Origin of the sequence: Pseudoalteromonas sp. P1-26, from assembly GCF_001401795.1 — a bacterium.
Classification (GTDB): domain Bacteria; phylum Pseudomonadota; class Gammaproteobacteria; order Enterobacterales; family Alteromonadaceae; genus Pseudoalteromonas.
Genome location: NZ_LKDX01000111.1, coordinates 1 through 1236, shown reverse-complemented (window position 1 = coordinate 1236; position 1236 = coordinate 1). Strand labels below are relative to the sequence as shown.

Genomic DNA, 1236 nt, shown 5'->3' with positions numbered 1-1236 from the left:
AATATATCCAAGAGCAGGGGTGACACCTATTCATCCCCGCGACATCACTTTGTTCTGATCACGGGGTTTTCTCGGTGAGTTTAGATAAATTACATTCATTTATTAATAACTGACTTATAGAGTCAGACTCTTTTGATAGTGTTAGGAGCTCATCATCCTTTGAAGGGGCTGTTGAATCGTTAAGTTCTGAGTTAGAGAGAATGTTCTCGATTTCTAAAGAGTTTGATGAGAATTTTTGGCAAAATTCAATTATCTTATCGTTTTCCAATTCTCCGATATCTTTCTTGTTCCTCATGTATAACTTATAGTTCTCCGTTACAACCTCTAAAGCTGCATGTTCATAGCGTATGGTCGCTATTATTTCACTATCTTCGATTTTATAGTCAACAATACTTACCGATATCGGACGTAAAATGCGGGCCTTCTCGCTATAGCTTGATACACCTGCTTGTGAATTGCTAATAATGAAATAAGCGCCGAGCTTTTCAGCTGCTTCTTTATGTATCAAATCTACAATGTTGTATTCATTTACTGTGAGGCCGATAGTTTTAAACTTGATAACTCTCACAGTATCAGCTGCATGAGCACTATGGCTCAATACTAAAATGACTAGTAAAAATACAAATTTCATAAATCCTCCTTCAAAGTTAAAAGTATAAATTATTGAATGCAGGTTTGTAAGAATATAAAAAATACAATGAGATTTTTTCATAACCTATTGTAAAAAATTGATATTTAGTTTTGTTTTTAACATCTGCGCGAAATGAAATTCATGAAATGATTAATATAGTTTTAGCTATTGGAGATTGTTTTAATGAATTCATTGAAAGCGCTAGCAAATGGGGTTTTTCTATCGATTGTATTCCATGCACTCGGGAGTGCTTATGGTGCAGAAAAAGTTAGTGTCAATTTAACGCTAAGTAACACCACTGAGTACGACGCACAAGTAATCGAGCATCTACTTCAAAAAAAAGCTGTGGAACAAGCAAAAGTAAACCTCAACACGAATGTTATAAGCGGCAATAAATTATTGCCAAATGTAAGGGCAAAACTTAAAGAGCTAAACTTAAAGCAAGAGCTAAGCACCCTCAATGCAACGGCTACTTTTGAGTTAACTGAAGGCCCAGAGTTAATTGCTAACGAGAATACGTTAGTGCATCATTCTTTCTGTAATTTCGCCTGAGCTGGAAAAGGTGCAGGTCAAAGTTTATCCTTTTGATTTACCGACCAAAGTAA

At 35.4% G+C, this 1236-nt stretch carries 2 protein-coding genes; one reads left to right on the top strand and one right to left on the bottom strand.

All coding sequences use genetic code 11. The annotated features are described in order from the left end of the window. Positions 1-58: 58 nt before the first annotated feature. A complete protein-coding gene (locus tag AN394_RS21115; protein WP_055022518.1) occupies positions 59-631 on the bottom strand; it encodes a hypothetical protein in 573 nt (190 codons plus the stop codon). Between the two features lie 183 nt (positions 632-814). Here AN394_RS21115 and AN394_RS21110 point away from each other — a divergent pair, with 183 nt between their 5' ends. Beyond that, complete coding sequence (locus AN394_RS21110) at positions 815-1183, top strand: hypothetical protein (RefSeq protein WP_055022517.1); 369 nt, start codon at positions 815-817, stop codon at positions 1181-1183. The last annotated feature ends 53 nt before the right edge of the window (positions 1184-1236 follow it).